Raw genomic sequence first — 17,843 nt, forward strand, 5'->3', positions numbered from 1 at the left:
CGAGTGTCCCTGATCGCTTCAGACCACTTCCGCATCGTTGTCGGCCTCGGCAAGAGCGGCATGTCCCTGGTTCGCTTCCTGGCGAACCGGGGCACGTCGTTCGCCGTGGCCGATACGCGGGAAAATCCACCGGAGCTGGTCACGCTGCGCCGTGACTACCCGCACGTGGAAGTGCGTTGTGGCGAGCTGGATGTCGAATTTCTGTGCCGCGCCGATGAGCTCTACGTGAGCCCCGGCCTGGCATTGGCCACACCGGCCCTGCAAGCCGCTGCGGCGCGCGGCGTGAAGCTGTCGGGCGATATCGACCTGTTTGCGCGTAACGCCAAGGCGCCGATCGTGGCCATCAGCGGTTCCAACGCGAAAAGCACCGTGACCACCCTGGTCGGCGAGATGGCGGCGGCTGCCGGCAAGCGCGTGGCGGTGGGCGGCAATCTGGGGATGCCTGCGCTGGACCTGCTCAGCGATGACGTCGAGCTGTACGTGATGGAGTTGTCGAGCTTCCAGCTGGAAACCACTCACGATCTGGGCGCCGAAGTGGCGACCGTGTTGAACGTCAGCGAAGACCATATGGACCGCTACAGTGGTCTGCCGGCTTATCACCTGGCCAAGCACCGGATCTTCCGGGGGGCCAGGCAATTTGTGGTCAACCGCCAGGATGCCCTGAGCCGTCCACTGATAGGCGAGGGCATGCCGTGCTGGACCTTCGGCCTGGGCAAACCCGACTTCAAGGGTTTCGGCATTCGCGAAGAGAACGGCGAGAAGTACCTGGCCTTCGAATTCCAGAACCTGATGCCGGTGCGCGAACTGAAAATCCGTGGCGCCCATAACCAATCCAATGCGTTGGCAGCCCTGGCCCTCGGCCACGCGGTTGGCCTGCCATTCGACGCCATGCTCGCCAGCCTGCGCACGTTCGCCGGCCTTGAGCATCGCTGCCAGTGGGTGCGCGACCTCGATGGCGTCAGCTATTACAACGATTCCAAGGCCACCAACGTCGGCGCTGCCCTGGCGGCCATCGAAGGCCTGGGTGCCGATATCGACGGCAAGCTGGTGCTGATTGCCGGTGGCGACGGCAAGGGTGCCGACTTCAAGGACCTTAAAGGCCCGGTGGCTGCGCATTGCCGCGCCGTGGTGCTGATGGGCCGCGATTCGGACCTGATCGCCGCCGCCCTGGGTGACGCCGTGCCGCACGTGCGCGCCACTTCCCTGGATGACGCGATTGCCCGGTGCAAGGCCCTGGCCCAGCCGGGTGATGCGGTGCTGCTGTCGCCGGCCTGCGCCAGTTTCGACATGTTCAAGAACTATGAAGAGCGCGGCCAGCTGTTCGCCCGCGCCGTGGAGGCTTTGGCATGAGCCTCAACCTGAAGAACATCATCAAGCCGTACCCGTCGCCGATCATCACTGGGCGCGGCATCGACCTTGACTTCCCAATGCTCGCCGGTTGCCTGGCGCTGCTCGGCCTGGGCCTGGTGATGATTACCTCGGCGTCTTCCGAAGTGGCCGCCGTGCAGTCGGGCAATACCCTGTACATGATGATCCGTCACCTGGTGTACCTGGTGATCGGCCTCGGCGCCTGCATCGTCACCATGATGATTCCGATCGCCACCTGGCAGCGCCTGGGTTGGCTGATGCTGATCGGTGCGTTCGGTTTGCTGGTCATGGTGATCCTGCCCGGCATCGGTCGCGAGGTGAACGGTTCGATGCGCTGGATCGGCTTCGGTGCGTTCAACGTACAGCCGTCGGAAATCGCCAAGGTGTTCGTGGTGATTTACCTGGCCGGCTACCTGGTACGCCGTCAGAAAGAAGTGCGCGAAAGCTGGATGGGCTTCTTCAAGCCGTTCATCGTGCTGCTGCCCATGGCCGGCCTGCTGCTGATGGAGCCCGACTTCGGTGCCACCGTGGTGATGATGGGCGCCGCAGCGGCGATGCTGTTCCTCGGCGGTGTCGGTCTGTTCCGCTTCACCTTGATGGTGGTGCTGGCTGTCGCGGCCGTGACGATCCTGGTGCAGGCGCAACCCTACCGGATGGCGCGCCTGATTACCTTTACCGACCCGTGGTCCGACCAGTTCGGTTCCGGCTACCAGTTGACCCAGGCGTTGATCGCTTTCGGGCGCGGCGAGTGGCTGGGCGTGGGCCTGGGCAACAGCGTGCAGAAGCAGTTCTACCTGCCGGAAGCGCACACCGACTTCGTGTTCTCGGTACTCGCCGAGGAACTGGGCGTGGTCGGTTCGCTGTGCACCGTCGCGCTGTTCGTGTTTGTGTGCGTGCGCGGCATGTACATCGGCTTGTGGGCCGAGAAAGCCAAACAGTATTTCGCCGCTTATGTGGCGTACGGCTTGTCGTTCCTGTGGATCGGCCAGTTCCTGATCAATATCGGCGTGAATGTCGGCTTGTTGCCGACCAAGGGCCTGACCCTGCCGTTCCTCAGTTACGGCGGCAGTTCGCTGGTGATTTGCTGCGCCTGCCTGGGCTTGTTGCTGCGCATCGAGTGGGAGAGTCGCACGCACCTGGGCAGCGAAGAGATGGAGTTCAGCGAAAGCGACTTCGCCGAGGAGCCGACTCATGGGCGCTAACGTGCTGATCATGGCTGGCGGCACCGGGGGCCATGTGTTCCCGGCCCTGGCCTGCGCGCGCGAATTCCAGAGCCGTGGCTACAGCGTGCACTGGTTGGGCACGCCGCGCGGTATCGAGAACGAGCTGGTGCCGAATGCCGGTTTGCCGCTGCACCTGATCAACGTCACCGGCTTGCGTGGCAAGGGCAAATTGTCCCTGCTCAAGGCGCCGTTCGTGTTGCTCAAGGCGGTCATGCAGGCGCGAAAAATCATTCGTCAGTTGAAGCCTGTGTGTGTGCTCGGCTTTGGCGGTTATGTGACCGGCCCTGGTGGGGTGGCGGCAAAACTCGCCGGTGTGCCGGTGATCGTGCACGAACAGAACGCCGTCGCCGGTACTGCCAACCGCTTGCTGGTGCCCCTGGCCGCGCGGGTATGTGAAGCATTCCCGAACACCTTCGCGGCTTCGGACAAACGCCGCACCACCGGCAACCCGGTGCGTGCCGAGCTGTTCATGGACATTGTTGCCCGTGAGGCGCTGGCCGGGCGCAAGGCACATCTGCTGATCCTCGGTGGAAGCCTGGGCGCCGAGCCACTGAACAAATTGCTGCCCGAAGCCGTTGCGCAACTCCCTGAAGCGCTGCGCCCGGAAATCTTCCATCAGGCCGGCAAGCACCACGATGAAGTCACCGCCACGCGCTATTGCGAAGCCGGTGTCGAGGCGAATGTACAGCCCTTCATCAAAGACATGGCCCAAGCCTATGGCTGGGCCGACCTGGTGGTCTGTCGCGCTGGTGCGCTGACCGTCAGTGAACTGGCCGCCGCCGGTCTGCCGTCGTTGCTGGTGCCTCTGCCCCATGCAATCGACGATCACCAGACCCGCAACGCCGAATATTTGGCCGGGGAGGGCGCTGCCTTCCTGCTGCCGCAAAGAACGACTGGCGCCGCCGATTTGGCCGCACGCCTGACCGAGGTTTTGATGCAACCGGAACGACTCAATAGCATGGCGAGCACCGCAAGCCGCCTGGCCAAACCAGACGCAACCCGAAAAGTGGTCGATATCTGCCTGGAGGTGGCCCATGGTTGAGAATCAGAAAGCCATGCCGCAACCGGAAATGCGCCGCATCCGTCGCATCCACTTCGTCGGTATCGGCGGCGTGGGCATGTGCGGCATTGCCGAAGTATTGCTGAACCTGGGCTATCAGGTGTCCGGCTCTGATTTGAAAGAGTCGCCGATCACCGAGCGCCTGAAGTCCTTTGGCGCGCAGATCTTTATCGGCCACCGTGCCGAGAACGCCGCCGAGGCTGATGTCCTGGTGGTGTCCAGTGCTGTGAACACCTCCAACCCGGAAGTGGCCACCGCCCTCGAGCGCCGTATCCCCGTGGTGCCGCGCGCCGAGATGCTCGCCGAGCTGATGCGCTACCGCCACGGCATCGCCGTCGCCGGTACTCACGGCAAGACCACCACCACCAGCCTGATCGCCTCGGTGTTCGCCGCCGGCGGCCTGGACCCGACCTTCGTCATCGGTGGCCGCCTGAATGCAGCCGGCACCAATGCCCAGCTCGGCACCAGCCGCTACCTGATCGCCGAAGCCGATGAAAGCGATGCGAGCTTCCTGCACCTGCAACCGCTGGTCGCCGTCGTCACCAACATCGACGAAGACCACATGGCGACCTACGACGGTGACTTCAATAAGTTGAAGAAAACCTTCGTCGACTTCCTGCACAACCTGCCGTTCTACGGGTTGGCGGTGGTGTGCCTGGACGATCCGGTGGTGCGCGAAATCCTGCCGCAGGTCAAGCGCCCGACCGTGACCTACGGCTTCAGCGAAGACGCCGACGTACGCGCGATCAACGTACGCCAGCAAGGCATGCAGACCTTCTTCACCGTGCTGCGCCCGGACCGCGAGCCGCTGGATGTCTCGGTGAATATGCCGGGCAACCACAACGTACTGAACTCCCTGGCGACCATCTGCATTGCCACCGACGAGGGCGTCAGCGATGAAGCCATTGTCGAAGGCCTGTCGCGCTTTGCCGGTGTCGGCCGGCGCTTCCAGGTCTACGGCCACCTGCCGGTCGAAGGCGGTGACGTGATGCTGGTGGACGACTACGGTCACCACCCGACCGAAGTCGCCGCCGTGATCAAGGCCGTGCGCGGTGGCTGGCCGGAGCGCCGCCTGGTGATGGTCTACCAGCCGCACCGCTACAGCCGTACCCGCGACCTGTACGACGACTTCGTCAATGTATTGGCCGATGCCAACGTGCTGCTGCTGATGGAGGTCTACCCGGCCGGTGAAGAACCGATCCCGGGCGCCGACAGCCGCAAGCTGTGCAACAGCATCCGTCAGCGCGGGCAATTGGACCCGATCTACATTGAGCGTGGCGTGGACCTGGCGCCGATCGTCAAGCCGCTGCTGCGCGCCGGCGACATCCTGCTGTGCCAGGGTGCCGGTGATATCGGTGGTCTTGCGCCTAAATTGCTGGCCAGCCCGCTGTTTGCCGCCGAGAAGGGGAAGTCGAAATGATCACTGATTACGCCTCCCTGTTCTCCACGGTCGCGCCGGCCGACTTCGGTCGCGTCGCGGTGCTGTTCGGCGGCAAGAGCGCCGAGCGCGAAGTGTCGCTCAAGTCTGGCAATGCTGTGCTTGAAGCCCTGCAAGGCGCGGGTGTGAACGCCTTCGGCATCGACGTGGGCGATGACTTCCTCGCGCGTCTGCTGGCCGAAAAGATCGACCGCGCCTTCATCATTCTGCATGGCCGTGGCGGTGAAGACGGCAGCATGCAGGGCCTGCTCGAATGCGCCGGCATCCCTTACACCGGCAGCGGCGTGCTGGCCTCGGCGCTGGCCATGGACAAATTGCGCACCAAGCAGGTGTGGCACAGCCTGGGGATTCCGACCCCGCGTCACGCCGTGCTGTGCAGCGAAGACGATTGTATTTCTGCGGCCAAGGAACTGGGCCTGCCTTTGATCGTCAAACCAGCCCATGAAGGCTCCAGTATCGGCATGGCCAAAGTGAACTCGGCCGCCGAATTGATCGACGCATGGAAAGCGGCAAGCACCTACGATTCGCAAGTGATGGTGGAACAGTGGATCCAGGGTCCCGAGTACACCATCGCCACCCTGCGTGGCCAGGTATTGCCGCCCATCGCATTGGGCACGCCCCACACTTTTTACGATTACGACGCCAAGTACGTGGCTTCCGATACCCAGTACCGGATTCCCTGTGGTCTTGACGCAACCAAGGAACAACAGTTGATGGACCTCACGGCGAAAGCCTGTGAGGCGCTGGGTATCGCCGGTTGGGCGCGGGCAGACGTGATGCAGGATGACCAGGGCAATTTCTGGTTCCTGGAAGTCAACACCGCACCGGGCATGACCGACCACAGCCTGGTCCCTATGGCCGCCCGTGCCGCCGGCCTGGATTTCCAGCAGTTGGTGCTGGCGATCCTGGCCGCCAGCATCGAGCCAAGAGGCTAAGACATGAAAGGCGCATCGCTTCGTCATCAGCCCCCACAAGCACCGAGCCGCAAGCCGGTGCCACGGGGTGCCAGCCGCATGGTGGCCAAAGAGCCGATGTCGGCGCGCCTGCCCAAAGCCAACTTTGGTTTCGTCAAAGCGCTGTTCTGGCCGGTGTTGCTGGTGGTGCTGGGCTTCGGCACCTACGAGGGCGCGCAGCGCCTGTTGCCGTATGCCGACCGGCCGATCACCAAGATCAGCGTGCAGGGCGACTTGAGCTACATCAGCCAGCAAGCGGTGCAGCAGCGCATCAGCCCGTTCCTGGCGGCGAGCTTCTTCACCATCGACCTGGCCGGCATGCGCGCCGAGCTGGAACAGATGCCGTGGATCGCCCACGCCGAAGTCCGCCGCGTATGGCCGGACCAGGTGACGATCCGCCTGGAAGAACAACTGCCCGTGGCCCGTTGGGGCGACGGGGCTCTGTTGAACAACCAGGGCCAGGCGTTTGCGCCGCGTGAAGTGGCGAACTATGAGCACCTGCCGCAGCTGTTCGGGCCGCAGCGGGCGCAGCAGCAAGTGATGCAGCAGTACCAGGCCTTGAGCCAGATGCTGCGGCCACTGGGCTTCTCCATTGCACGCCTGGAATTGCGTGAGCGGGGCAGCTGGTTTCTGACGACCGGGGCAGGCAGTTCCGGCCCGGGCATCGAGTTGTTGCTGGGACGCGACCGCTTGGTGGAAAAGATGCGCCGCTTTATTGCCATCTATGAAAAAACCTTGAAAGAACAGATCACGAACATTGCGAGCGTCGACCTGCGTTACGCCAACGGCCTGGCCGTCGGTTGGCGTGTACCGGCGGCGCCCACGGCAGCACAACCCGCTGTCGCGAAGAATTAAGAAGAGGCAGGACCCATGGCAAACGTGCAAAGCGGCAAAATGATCGTCGGTCTCGATATCGGCACCTCCAAGGTGGTGGCGCTGGTCGGCGAGGTCGGTGAAGACGGCACGATCGAAATCGTCGGTATTGGCACGCATCCGTCCCGGGGCCTGAAGAAGGGCGTGGTGGTGAACATCGAGTCCACCGTGCAATCGATCCAGCGCGCCATCGAAGAAGCGCAGCTGATGGCCGGTTGCCGGATTCACTCGGCGTTCGTCGGCGTGGCCGGCAACCATATCCGCAGCCTGAACTCCCACGGCATCGTGGCGATCCGCGACCGTGAGGTCAGCGCGGCCGACCTCGAGCGCGTCCTCGACGCCGCCCAGGCCGTGGCGATCCCGGCTGACCAGCGCGTGCTGCATACCTTGCCGCAGGACTACGTGATCGATAACCAGGAAGGCGTTCGCGAGCCGCTGGGCATGTCCGGCGTGCGCCTGGAAGCCAAGGTCCACGTGGTGACCTGCGCCGTCAACGCGGCACAGAACATTGAAAAATGCGTGCGCCGCTGTGGCCTGGAAATCGACGACATCATTCTTGAGCAGTTGGCGTCCGCGTATTCGGTACTGACCGACGACGAAAAAGAACTCGGCGTGTGCCTGGTGGACATCGGCGGCGGCACCACCGACATCGCGATCTTCACCGAGGGTGCGATCCGTCACACCGCCGTGATCCCGATTGCCGGCGACCAGGTCACCAACGACATCGCCATGGCGTTGCGTACACCGACCCAGTACGCCGAAGAAATCAAGATCCGCTACGCCTGCGCCCTGGCCAAGCTGGCTGGTGCCGGTGAAACCATCAAGGTGCCGAGCGTCGGCGACCGTCCACCGCGCGAACTGTCGCGCCAGGCCCTGGCCGAAGTGGTCGAACCGCGTTACGACGAGCTGTTCACCCTGATCCAGGCCGAGCTGCGCCGCAGCGGCTACGAAGATTTGATCCCGGCCGGCATTGTGCTGACCGGTGGTACCTCGAAGATGGAAGGCGCGGTCGAACTGGCCGAGGAAATCTTCCACATGCCGGTGCGCCTGGGCGTGCCCCATGGTGTCAAGGGCCTGGGCGACGTTGTGCGCAACCCGATTTATTCCACCGGTGTGGGCTTGCTGTTGTACGGGCTGCAAAAGCAGACCGACGGCATTTCCCTGTCGGGCCCGAGTATCCGCGACAGCTACCGCAGTGATGACGAAGCCAAAGCGCCGTTGTTCGAGCGGCTGCAGGCGTGGGTCAAGGGGAACTTCTGACGAAGTTAGCTTCAGGCGGCAAGCTTCAGGCTTCAAGCTTCAAGCTTCAAGCTTCAAGCTTCAAGCTTCGAGCGGCGAATTTTAGGTTTCAAGTAACACGCTTCAGGCTTGCAGCTAATAGCTTGCAACTTGGAGCTGCAGTAAAGCAGTAGGCGAAAAAACTAGAGAAAACGAAAGGAGAGGGAACATGTTTGAACTCGTAGACAACATCCCCGCTAGCCCGGTTATCAAAGTAATCGGTGTCGGCGGTGGCGGCGGCAACGCTGTCAACCATATGGTCAAGAGCAACATTGAAGGCGTTGAATTCATCTGCGCCAACACTGATGCCCAGGCGCTGAAAAGCATCGGCGCGCGGACCATCCTGCAATTGGGCACAGCCGTGACCAAGGGCCTCGGCGCTGGCGCCAATCCGGAAGTCGGCCGTCAAGCTGCCCTGGAAGACCGCGAGCGTATTGCCGAAGTGCTGCAAGGCACCAACATGGTGTTCATCACCACCGGCATGGGCGGCGGTACCGGTACCGGTGCAGCGCCGATCATTGCCGAAGTGGCCAAGGAAATGGGGATCCTGACCGTCGCTGTCGTGACCCGTCCGTTCCCGTTCGAAGGCCGCAAGCGTATGCAGATCGCCGACGAAGGTATCCGTCTGCTGTCTGAAAGCGTCGACTCGTTGATCACCATCCCCAACGAGAAACTGCTGACCATCCTGGGCAAGGACGCAAGCCTGCTGTCCGCGTTCGCCAAGGCTGACGATGTACTGGCCGGTGCCGTTCGCGGTATCTCCGACATCATCAAGCGCCCAGGCATGATCAACGTCGACTTTGCCGACGTACGTACCGTCATGAGCGAAATGGGCATGGCGATGATGGGCACCGGCTGCGCCAGCGGTCCGAACCGTGCACGCGAAGCTACCGAAGCGGCCATCCGCAACCCGCTGCTCGAAGACGTGAACCTGCAGGGTGCACGCGGCATCCTGGTGAATATCACCGCCGGCCCTGACCTGTCCCTGGGTGAGTACTCCGACGTGGGTAGCATCATCGAAGCCTTCGCTTCCGAGCATGCCATGGTCAAGGTCGGCACCGTTATCGATCCGGACATGCGCGACGAGCTGCACGTAACCGTGGTTGCGACCGGGCTGGGTGCGAAAATCGAGAAGCCTGTAAAGGTCATCGACAACACCCTGCACAACAGCCAGGCCAGCCACGCCAGCCAGTCGACTGCTGCTCCAGCGCCTTCGCGCCAGGAATTGCCGTCGGTGAACTACCGTGACCTGGACCGTCCGACCGTGATGCGCAACCAGGCTCAGGCCGGTGCTGCGGCGTCCCGTAGCCCGAATCCGCAAGACGATCTGGACTATCTGGATATCCCGGCATTCCTGCGTCGTCAGGCCGATTAATGGAATGTATCAGGGCTATGAAGGTGATTGGTGTTCAGCAAAGGTCTGGTCTGCTATTATCGCCAGCCTTTGTTGATACCAGTTCGCAATTTGCGCTGAAGCGGTCCAAGCCATGATTAAACAACGCACCCTGAAGAATATTATTCGTGCCACAGGTGTAGGTCTGCACTCCGGGGAGAAGGTATACCTGACCCTCAAGCCTGCACCTGTCGACACCGGCATCGTGTTTGTGCGTGCCGACCTGGACCCTGTGGTGCAGATTCCTGCTCGCGCGGAAAACGTTGGCGAAACCACGATGTCGACCACACTGGTCAACGGTGACGTCAAAGTGGATACGGTGGAGCACTTGCTCTCGGCCATGGCTGGCCTGGGCATCGATAACGCCTACGTCGAGCTCTCCGCGTCCGAAGTCCCGATCATGGATGGCAGCGCTGGTCCCTTCGTATTCCTGATTCAATCTGCCGGCCTGGAAGAACAGGACGCAGCCAAGAAGTTCATTCGCATTCTGCGGGAAGTGACAGTGGAAGACGGCGACAAGCGCGCCACCTTCGTCCCGTTCGAAGGCTTTAAAGTGAGCTTTGAGATCGATTTCGATCACCCGGTATTCCGTGACCGCACCCAAAGTGCAAGCGTGGATTTTTCCAGCACTTCGTTCGTAAAAGAAGTCAGCCGCGCCCGTACCTTTGGTTTCATGAGTGACATCGAGTACCTGCGCAAGCACAACCTCGCACTCGGCGGCAGCGTTGAAAACGCCATTGTGGTCGACGCGGATGGTGTACTGAACGAAGACGGCCTTCGCTACGAAGACGAATTCGTCAAGCACAAGATCCTCGATGCAATCGGTGACCTCTACCTGCTGGGCAATAGCCTGATAGGCGAGTTCAAAGGCTTCAAGTCGGGCCACGCCCTTAACAACCAGCTGCTGCGCAAGTTGATTGAGCAGACAGACGCTTGGGAAGTCGTGACCTTCGAAGATGCCAGCACCGCACCGATCTCTTACATGCGTCCCGTTGCGGCGGTGTAAGTAACAACTCTCTTTCTTTAGTTTTTAAAGGCTGCCTTCGGGTGGCCTTTTTTTTGGCTTGAATCTAACGACCTCGTGACTGTTCGGCCTGCATGAATATCGGGTCTGGCAATATGGGTGGCCCGGCGAGCAGATCAGTTCCAGAAGGAATGCACAGAATCTTCTTGCAATAGTTAGTCGGTTTTCTTCACGTCTGAGACCTGAGTAATGTAACAACGTACGTGGTTGGCCGCATGGATGCTCGGATTGAAATTTTTTCGAGTTTCGGAGTAATAGTTATGTTGATGATTTTTCTGCTGGAAAGAGTGTTCAGTTTGACTTCAACGGCTATGCCCGGAGTGTCCGAATATGAATAAGGAAGACGGCATTTTACAGGCGTTTGGGATGATGCTCGGATTACCCGGACTCATGTTTGATACTTCACGTGTTTGTCAGCTGCGCGTGGAGGGTCTCAGATTGGCGCTTTATGATAATCGCGCCAGAAAGAGTATGACGCTTCTGTGTGAACTCTCGGACCCGTCGAAAAACCGTGCGCAAATCGAAGACTGGCACAAGTTTCTTCTCGAATACCAGTTTAAGTACTTGCATGAAAACACAGCTGTTATCGGGTTCAGCGCTGCGTCAGAAGCCCTGGTTGCGATGAAGCACATCGCTAACGACGAACTGTCGCTGTCACTGCTCGGTAGTAACCTGAATGCATTGATTGAATGGGTGCTGGAATGTTTTCACCAGTTTTCCTCGAGATCGCAGCAGGTGCCCGTCAGCTTGCCATCCGTCGCGCAGACGTCTTTCAACTGCCTGAGCAGAGGTCACTATGCCTAGTATCAGCCCGACCAATGTCCCCAATAACCTGCCAGTTTTCGCCGAAGGGCAGGCATCACGCAGTGGGGAAAGCAGCGGTATAGAACGCCGTGTCACCGCCGGTGATGTCAATGGCTCGTTAAGCGCATCATTGCCCGGTTCATCGGGTAAAGGCTCCGGAATTCACGAGGATGTCGCGGCGCGACAAATTGTGAAGGCGTTTCGGGGGTTTATCAGTGGCAAATGCCGTGAGCGAATGATTCACAACGGAGCGATCTGGAAGGCCACGGCGGCGGGTACGGAGAAGAGTCACATTGATGACCTCTCCAGAAGCAACCTTCATACGTTGCGTAAAGAGCTCGGTGGGTTGTCCGCACAAGAGAGTAGTTTTCTGCAGAATTTCTTCAAAGTGCCGCTGTATGCGACACATAGTACAGCTGCGCCGGTTAAGCGCGACGATGACAGCGTTGCATTGTTTTCGCGGCAGAAACTTATTGATCGTCATATTATTTTTAATACTGAAAACTCACCTCAGGAAGATATAAAACTGTTGGGCAATGATGATTTTGTGTTCTTTGCCTTGGAGGCAGGCAGTGAGCCGAAGAAGCCAAGTAGTCGGTTTGGCGGCACGACGTACCGATTTGATTTTGACGCGACTGCCTTCAAGGAGTCCGCGTGGTTAAGCCTGGTTGAAATGCGTTTTGCGAAGACGCCTAATTTGGATCGGCATATTGACGGCCTGAACAGTACTGAATACGCGAATCTTTCAAAGCGCACACTTCAACCGTTTGAGACGGTTTTTTCCGGGGGCGATATGAAGGCCGGTATTGGATTATCGCTTATCCGGGATTTGCGTAAGCTTTCACCGACGACCAATCATCGTCTACTGAGCTGCACGGGTGAGGTGGAAATCAATAAGCTGATTAACGGCCTCTATCGTCCAGAAATAAAAGTCGCCAGGCACTTTTTCTCGAATAACTACATGGAGGCCGCCGTGAGGAAGGATGACAAGGCATAACGCCTATCCTTAGCGCCATGCGGGGCGCCGTGTCGGGATGCATGCACCCTGGCTCGATTGATACGTGCGGGTTGCGGTGTTACAGCGGAGCGCTGTCCACAATCCGATTACGCCCCGTATGCTTGGCTTCGTACAGCGCCTGGTCCGCGCTCAACAGCAGTGCTTCTAACGACACACGGCTGCGCTTGGTCCAGGTGCTCATGCCGATGCTCACGGTGACCGATTGTTCGTCTCCCGCCCTCCTTGGCAAATACTCGACGCCACTGCGGATATGCTCGGCAATCACCCAGGCGCCCTTGGCGTCGGTGTGCGGCAGTACTACCGCAAACTCCTCCCCGCCGTAACGCGCCGCCAAGTCGGCCGGCCGGCGAATATTGCTACCGATCACCTGGGCCACGTTTCGCAGAGCCTCATCGCCACCATGATGCCCATGGCGGTCGTTAAACGCCTTGAAGTGGTCGACGTCGATCATCAGCACCGTCAGCGGTTCGGTCGAGCGTTGTGCTCGGTCCCATTCCAGGCGCAGGCGCTCGTCCAGGGTGCGGCGGTTGGCCAGACCGGTAAGGGCATCGGTCCCTGCCAGTTCTGACAGCACCTGCTCGACCCCGTGGCGCCGTCGCAGCTCCTTGCACAGCGCCCAGGTCAGCCATAACAGGCCAATGCATAACACCCCCGTTGCGAGGCTGACCAACCACGCTGCGCGTCGCCAGGGCGCGAATACTTCATCGCTGGCCAGGGCCACCGCGACGATCAACGGCAAATTGCCCACGCTGGAGAAACTGTAGAGCCGCCCCTGATGATCGACACTGGAGACGCTGCGAAAATTACCGTCCCGCTCGCGTAGCATGCGTGCCACATTGGGCCGCGAACTCAGGTCCTTGTTGATCATATTCACTTCCAGCAAGGGCTCCTGGGCCAGCAGGATACCGTGATGGTTGAGCAGATTGATGGTGCTGCCGGCGCCGATATTCAGGCTGCTGAACAGTTGGTGGAAGTATGAAAGGCGCATGGAGGCGACCGCCACCCCTTGAAAGCCTCCGTGCGCTGAAGAAACCCGGCGGCTGAACGCAATGCGCCATGGGGCTTCGCATTCACAGCGGGCCATGAACGGTCGACTGATATACAACCCGATATCGGAGTTGCCACGGTGGACCTGGAAATAGTCGCGGTCGGCGAAGTTGCCAGTCTTGGGTGTGAGCAGGGAAGAGTCGGCAATCACTTCGCCGCTTGGATCCAGCAGCAGGATGTCGCCCTTGTAGGGCGCTGCGTTGGAGCGGTCGAACAGCACCAGGTGCCGGATGCTTGCCGGTAGGCCCTGCAGGTCGTTGCGCGCGGTCGCGGCGATCAGGCCTTCGAGGGCCATGTCATACAGCTCGACGTTGCGTAGCACATCGGCGTCGATCAATTGGGTGATGGTATTGGCGGTGCGCTTGGCGGTCTGCAAGGTGTTGGCGTGTTCACGAATCAACAGAGCGGTGACGATACCCACGATCAGCAATACCGTGAGGGTGCTGCCCAGGATCAACAAGCGCTCCGGGCGGCGGGTAGGGCGGGCAGGGCTTGGGCTCATCGGGCGTACTTCTGCGTTGAGATGCCCTTAGCGTAGTAGCAACTCTGGAATATGGCGCAGAACCAAATGTGGGAGGGGGCTTGCCCCCGATAGCAGAGTGTCAGCAAATGATATGTTGACTGGCCCACCGCTATCGGGGGCAAGCCCCCTCCCACATTGGATCTTAATCGTCAGCACGATCGTGATCAGAACACGTTGATCGGATAGTCCACGATCACCCGATACTCATCCACATCCCGATCCACCGCCGAATAGCCATTGCCACCTCGGTTGGTCGCCCATTGCAGGCGCACCGCCAGGTCTTTGGCCTTGCCGCCTTGCACCACGTACTTCAAGTCGATGTCCCGCTCCCAGTGCCTGGCGTTCTTGCCATCGGCGCTGTACCAGCTGCCGTAGCCGCGGCTGTTCGGGTCAACGCGCGTCAGGTCGGTCTTGCCGCTGATATAGGACACGGCGGACGTCAGGCCCGGCAGGCCGACACCGGCAAAATCGTAGGCGTACTTGAGCTTCCACGAACGCTCGTTGGGGCCGTTGAAGTCCGAATATTGCTGGGAGTTGTCCAGGTACACGCTGTCGCCCTGGGTGATGTAGTCGAACGGCGTGTTGCCGTTGACCCGCTGATACGCGGCGGTGACGCTGTGGTTGCCCACGCCTACGGTGACATGCAGGCTGTAGGTGTTGTTGTCGATATCGCCGAGCAGCGCCTGGCCGGTGTCCTGGGTGTGGTAGTAGTGCAGGCCGGGGGTCAGGCTGACCAGGTCATTCAGTGCGTAGGTGTATTCAAGGTCGTAGTAGTACTGGTGCCATACGTCCTTGAGTTCGGCGGCGTACAGGTTGCTGGTCAGCCCCGGGATCGCGCTGAACGATACACCGGCCCAGTTCAGGTGCTGGCTGTCGGCGTTGGCCGGCAACGCGCCGTAGCTGGTGCCGATGCGCCGGTGGCCGCTCTGGTTGTAGAGCTTGGTAAAGCTGGCCTGGCCGCCTTCGAACATCCAGCCGTCGAGGCTGTGGTTGCTCAGGCTCACACCGCGAAACGTCTGGGGCAGCATGCGCGTCATGCCGCCGGCGATCACCGGGTTGTTGAGGAACAGGTCGCCGGCCTTCAACTCGGTGTCGAGCGCCCGCATTTTCAGGGTGCCGCCAGCGGTGGAGAACGCATCGGGCGCCTTGCCGTTGCCGCTGCCGTACGGAAGGATGCTGGAGCCGTCCGTGCCGCCACCGCCGTCGAGCTTGAGGCCGAGCATGGCGTTGAGGTCCAGGCCGAAACCGACTGCGCCCTGGGTGTAGCCGGACTCGAAGGTGCCGATAAAGCCCTGGCCCCACTCTTTGCTGTCATCGGTGTGAATGTCGCGGCGGTCGCGGTTCATGTAGTAGTTGCGGGTGTTGATCGTGAGGTGCGAACCCTCGACGAAACCGTCGGCGGGTGCAGTGTCTGCCGCGTGGGCAAGAGGGGTGATCGTTGCTGCGATTGCGAGGAATAACGGGGTGAACGTCAGCGAGTTCTTCACCGGTGGAGCTCCTTTGGTCAAGCATGAACGGCCAGTGTCGTGGGGGTGCCCGGCCTTTTTTTACGGCAAAAAAAAGCCGCTGAAGTCAGCGGCTTTAAGACAGATTCCCAGTGTAGAGCCCTGGAAATAAGTCGAGGGAAATTCGGGTGAGTGGTCAGCTGCCTTTGCCGGCGCGCTCATCGATGCGTCAAAGTAACGCAGGTGAGCGCTGTGATACAGAGTGTAACAAGATAATGACTGTTGCCCAAATCGCAACAGTTTCCAGGAGATATGCACATAACCTAACTGTGGGAGGTGTTCTCCAGACTCAGACAGGCAGGGTCATGCCGAAGGTATTGCCGCCACCTTCGCTGCGCACGAACACATCCCCGCCATGCATCAACGCAATCGCCTTGACGATGGCCAGCCCCAGCCCGTGATTCGCGCCGCTGTTGCTGCGTGACGCGTCCACTCGGTAAAACCGTTCGAACAGGCGCGGCAGGTGTTCGTCGGCAATTGCCTCACCGGGATTGGTCACGCCGATCATTACCTGTTGGCCCTGCACTTCTATATGCACGTCGATGACCTGCCCCGGTGCGGTGTGTTGCACGGCATTGCTCAGCAGGTTGATCAGCGCGCGCCGCAGGTGGGCCTTTTCGATCTGCACCCGAGCATCGCCGTGCACACGTACTTCGACCTGGGCGTCTTCGAGGATGAAGTCCAGGTAGTCGAGGGTGGTGGCGACTTCATCGGCCAGGGCGCTTTCGATCAGCTTGGTGGCCTTGCTGCCCTGGTCGGCACTGGCGAGGAACAGCATGTCGTTGATGATCGAGCGCAGCCGCTCCAGTTCTTCCAGGTTCGATTGCAGCACCTCGAAATAATGCTCGGCCGAGCGCCCGCGGGTCAGTGCGACCTGGGTCTGGCCGATCAGGTTGGTCAGCGGCGAGCGCAGTTCATGGGCGACGTCGGCGTTGAAGGATTCCAGGCGTGAGTAGGCGAGTTCGACGCGGTCGAGGGTGGCGTTGAACGAGTTGACGAACTGGCTCAGTTCCGGCGGCAGCGGTGACAGTTGCAGGCGCCCGGAGAGCTTGGGCGGTGCGAGTTTGCGGGCTTCGGCCGAGAGCTTTTGCAGAGGTTTGAGGCCGATGCGCGACACCCAGAAACCCAGCAACGAGGCCATGACCACGCCGACCAGCGCCAGGCTGACCAGCGCCACCAGCAGATGGTGCTGGGTGGCGCGGAAATTCTCGGTGTCGATGGCGATCATGAAACGCAGCGGCGGGCGTTGCTCCTTGGCGGCAAACTGGCTGACCAGCACCTTGAACGGGTAATCGTGGCCGGGCAGGCGCAGGTCGCGTTTCCCGGTCGGGCCCTGGGCAAACGCACGAATCTGCGCATCGGGCTCGCCGTATTCGTAACCCGGGTCGCTGCTGACCACCCAGAAGCGGATGCGCTTGTCTTCTTCGCCCAGCAGCTTGAGCTTGGCCTTTATCTTGACCCAATGCTCCGGCGTACCGAAGCGGTTCACCGAGGATTCCAGCACGCTGTAGCGCGCATCCAGCTCGGCCCCCGGCAACAGGCCCAGGCCGCGGTCCACTTGCTGGTAGAGCGCGCCGCCGATCAGCACGAAGATCAGCAGCGCCACCAGGGTGAACATGCCGCTCAGGCGCAGGGCGATGGAGTTAGCCGGCACTGCGGTTCTCCAGCACGTAGCCCATGCCGCGGATGGTGTGCAGCAGCTTGTGCTCGAAGGGCCCGTCGAGTTTGGCGCGCAGGCGCTTGATCGCCACTTCGACGACATTGGCGTCGCTGTCGAAATTGATGTCCCAGACCATCTCGGCGATGGCCGTCTTGGACAGGATTTCGCCCTGGCGCCGCGCCAATACGCTGAGCAGCGAGAACTCCTTGGCGGTCAGGTCCAGGCGCACGCCGTTGCGGCTGGCCTTGCGACTGATCAGGTCGATCCACAGGTCGGCCACCGTCACCTGCACCGGCTCATGCCCGCCGCTGCGCCGGGTCAACGCTTGCAGGCGCGCCACCAGTTCCAGGAAGGAAAACGGCTTGCCCAGATAGTCGTCGGCGCCTTCGCGCAGGCCACGAATGCGGTCTTCCACGCGCTCGCGGGCAGTGAGCATGATCACCGGGGTCTGTTTGCGCGCACGCAAGGCGCGCAACACGCCAAAGCCGTCGAGCGCCGGCAGCATCACGTCCAGCACGATCACCGCGTAATCGTTCTCCAGTGCCAGGTGCAAACCCTCGACGCCTTCGCGCGCCACGTCGACGGTGTAGCCTTGCTCCGTCAGGCCGCGGTGCAGGTAGTCCGCGGTTTTTTCTTCATCTTCGATAATCAGGACGCGCATCAGCCTTTTGTTCCA

General features: G+C 60.9%; 15 protein-coding genes. 11 read left to right on the top strand and 4 right to left on the bottom strand.

Annotation, left to right across the window (positions count from 1 at the left end; genetic code table 11):
• Positions 1 to 3 precede the first annotated feature (3 nt).
• From murD to CIB54_RS01380, 11 genes are all read left to right on the top strand, one after another.
• Positions 4 to 1,350 carry a UDP-N-acetylmuramoyl-L-alanine--D-glutamate ligase gene (gene murD / locus CIB54_RS01330; protein WP_065951652.1) on the top strand — a complete coding sequence of 449 codons (1,347 nt, stop codon included), beginning with the start codon at positions 4 to 6 and terminating at the stop codon, positions 1,348 to 1,350.
• On the top strand, positions 1,347 to 2,570 hold the full coding sequence (ftsW, locus tag CIB54_RS01335; RefSeq protein ID WP_065885825.1) for a putative lipid II flippase FtsW: 1,224 nt from the start codon (positions 1,347 to 1,349) through the stop codon (positions 2,568 to 2,570). Before murD ends, ftsW begins: the two co-directional genes overlap by 4 nt.
• On the top strand, positions 2,560 to 3,633 hold the full coding sequence (gene murG, locus CIB54_RS01340; RefSeq protein ID WP_101218253.1) for an undecaprenyldiphospho-muramoylpentapeptide beta-N-acetylglucosaminyltransferase: 1,074 nt from the start codon (positions 2,560 to 2,562) through the stop codon (positions 3,631 to 3,633). The genes ftsW and murG overlap by 11 nt, the downstream gene beginning before the upstream one ends.
• Entirely contained in the window at positions 3,626 to 5,071 is a 1,446-nt protein-coding gene (gene murC / locus CIB54_RS01345) for a UDP-N-acetylmuramate--L-alanine ligase (protein WP_101218254.1), read from the top strand. Before murG ends, murC begins: the two co-directional genes overlap by 8 nt.
• Positions 5,068 to 6,024, top strand: a complete 957-nt coding sequence (locus tag CIB54_RS01350; RefSeq protein WP_065951655.1) for a D-alanine--D-alanine ligase — start codon at positions 5,068 to 5,070, stop codon at positions 6,022 to 6,024. Before murC ends, CIB54_RS01350 begins: the two co-directional genes overlap by 4 nt.
• A gap of 3 nt (positions 6,025 to 6,027) precedes the next feature.
• Positions 6,028 to 6,897 carry a cell division protein FtsQ/DivIB gene (locus tag CIB54_RS01355; protein ID WP_065951656.1) on the top strand — a complete coding sequence of 290 codons (870 nt, stop codon included), beginning with the start codon at positions 6,028 to 6,030 and terminating at the stop codon, positions 6,895 to 6,897.
• 15 nt (positions 6,898 to 6,912) lie between these two features.
• Positions 6,913 to 8,175 (top strand): cell division protein FtsA, encoded by a 1,263-nt coding sequence (gene ftsA, locus CIB54_RS01360; protein WP_057724626.1) that lies wholly within the window; start codon positions 6,913 to 6,915, stop codon positions 8,173 to 8,175.
• Between the two features lie 187 nt (positions 8,176 to 8,362).
• On the top strand, positions 8,363 to 9,568 hold the full coding sequence (gene ftsZ, locus CIB54_RS01365; protein WP_065951657.1) for a cell division protein FtsZ: 1,206 nt from the start codon (positions 8,363 to 8,365) through the stop codon (positions 9,566 to 9,568).
• A 112-nt stretch (positions 9,569 to 9,680) separates the two neighbouring features.
• The gene (lpxC, locus tag CIB54_RS01370) at positions 9,681 to 10,592 is read left to right on the top strand and encodes a UDP-3-O-acyl-N-acetylglucosamine deacetylase (protein ID WP_003171886.1); all 912 of its coding nucleotides are present in this window, start codon (positions 9,681 to 9,683) and stop codon (positions 10,590 to 10,592) included.
• Between the two features lie 348 nt (positions 10,593 to 10,940).
• The gene (locus tag CIB54_RS01375) at positions 10,941 to 11,414 is read left to right on the top strand and encodes a CesT family type III secretion system chaperone (protein ID WP_101218255.1); all 474 of its coding nucleotides are present in this window, start codon (positions 10,941 to 10,943) and stop codon (positions 11,412 to 11,414) included.
• Entirely contained in the window at positions 11,407 to 12,411 is a 1,005-nt protein-coding gene (locus CIB54_RS01380; protein WP_139111936.1) for a hypothetical protein, read from the top strand. The genes CIB54_RS01375 and CIB54_RS01380 overlap by 8 nt, the downstream gene beginning before the upstream one ends.
• 79 nt (positions 12,412 to 12,490) lie before the next feature.
• On the opposite strand, the gene CIB54_RS01385 is transcribed toward CIB54_RS01380, so the two are convergent.
• From CIB54_RS01385 to CIB54_RS01400, 4 genes are all read right to left on the bottom strand, one after another.
• Positions 12,491 to 13,981 carry a sensor domain-containing diguanylate cyclase gene (locus tag CIB54_RS01385; protein WP_101218257.1) on the bottom strand — a complete coding sequence of 497 codons (1,491 nt, stop codon included), beginning with the start codon at positions 13,979 to 13,981 and terminating at the stop codon, positions 12,491 to 12,493.
• 185 nt (positions 13,982 to 14,166) lie between these two features.
• Positions 14,167 to 15,489, bottom strand: a complete 1,323-nt coding sequence (locus CIB54_RS01390) for an OprD family porin (RefSeq protein WP_101218259.1) — start codon at positions 15,487 to 15,489, stop codon at positions 14,167 to 14,169.
• Positions 15,490 to 15,796: 307 nt separating this feature from the next.
• A complete protein-coding gene (locus CIB54_RS01395; protein ID WP_101218261.1) occupies positions 15,797 to 17,161 on the bottom strand; it encodes a heavy metal sensor histidine kinase in 1,365 nt (454 codons plus the stop codon).
• Entirely contained in the window at positions 17,151 to 17,828 is a 678-nt protein-coding gene (locus CIB54_RS01400) for a heavy metal response regulator transcription factor (protein WP_065885833.1), read from the bottom strand. The genes CIB54_RS01395 and CIB54_RS01400 overlap by 11 nt, the downstream gene beginning before the upstream one ends.
• Between the last annotated feature and the right edge of the window lie 15 nt (positions 17,829 to 17,843).

Source organism: Pseudomonas fluorescens (genome assembly GCF_002837185.1).
GTDB classification, from domain to species: domain Bacteria; phylum Pseudomonadota; class Gammaproteobacteria; order Pseudomonadales; family Pseudomonadaceae; genus Aquipseudomonas; species Aquipseudomonas fluorescens_AM.

Coding starts and splice junctions, on each gene's coding strand:
- CIB54_RS01355 (WP_065951656.1), top strand. CDS start 6,028: ATGAAAGGCGCATCGCTTCGTCATCAGCCCCCACAAGCACCGAGCCGC.
- CIB54_RS01385 (WP_101218257.1), bottom strand. CDS start 13,981: ATGAGCCCAAGCCCTGCCCGCCCTACCCGCCGCCCGGAGCGCTTGTTG.
- ftsW (WP_065885825.1), top strand. CDS start 1,347: ATGAGCCTCAACCTGAAGAACATCATCAAGCCGTACCCGTCGCCGATC.
- CIB54_RS01400 (WP_065885833.1), bottom strand. CDS start 17,828: ATGCGCGTCCTGATTATCGAAGATGAAGAAAAAACCGCGGACTACCTG.
- ftsZ (WP_065951657.1), top strand. CDS start 8,363: ATGTTTGAACTCGTAGACAACATCCCCGCTAGCCCGGTTATCAAAGTA.
- lpxC (WP_003171886.1), top strand. CDS start 9,681: ATGATTAAACAACGCACCCTGAAGAATATTATTCGTGCCACAGGTGTA.
- CIB54_RS01375 (WP_101218255.1), top strand. CDS start 10,941: ATGAATAAGGAAGACGGCATTTTACAGGCGTTTGGGATGATGCTCGGA.
- murG (WP_101218253.1), top strand. CDS start 2,560: ATGGGCGCTAACGTGCTGATCATGGCTGGCGGCACCGGGGGCCATGTG.
- ftsA (WP_057724626.1), top strand. CDS start 6,913: ATGGCAAACGTGCAAAGCGGCAAAATGATCGTCGGTCTCGATATCGGC.
- murC (WP_101218254.1), top strand. CDS start 3,626: ATGGTTGAGAATCAGAAAGCCATGCCGCAACCGGAAATGCGCCGCATC.
- CIB54_RS01380 (WP_139111936.1), top strand. CDS start 11,407: ATGCCTAGTATCAGCCCGACCAATGTCCCCAATAACCTGCCAGTTTTC.
- CIB54_RS01350 (WP_065951655.1), top strand. CDS start 5,068: ATGATCACTGATTACGCCTCCCTGTTCTCCACGGTCGCGCCGGCCGAC.